Here is a 264-nt window from a genome sequence, read left to right on the forward strand (position 1 = left end):
ACGCCGTGCTCAAGCGCGACTGGAACCGTCTGCTCGAGCTGGGTGGCAACATCTACTACACCTCGAAACTTGCCGCCAATGACGGCATCAACTTTCAGAACCTCGCCGGCCTGATGACCGGCATGGGCGTCGAAGCTTACCGCGAGATGATGCTCGCCGGGGGCCGCTCGCCCGAGGGGAATCGCTACAAATCGGAATGGGAGGACAAGTAATGGCCCGCATCGTCGCAGGAGTGGGATGTTCGCACGTCCCCGCCATCGGTGT

Annotated in this window: 1 protein-coding gene; it reads left to right on the forward strand. The window is 61.7% G+C overall.

Annotation, left to right across the window (positions count from 1 at the left end; translation table 11 throughout):
- Positions 1-212, forward strand: a 212-nt coding sequence (locus JI666_RS22170) for a hypothetical protein (RefSeq protein WP_206895065.1), incomplete at its 5' end; no start/stop codon positions are given.
- Positions 213-264 lie beyond the last annotated feature (52 nt).

This window comes from Bacillus sp. NTK071 (assembly GCF_017303315.1).
In the GTDB taxonomy this organism is placed as follows: Bacteria; Bacillota; Bacilli; order Bacillales; family Guptibacillaceae; genus Guptibacillus.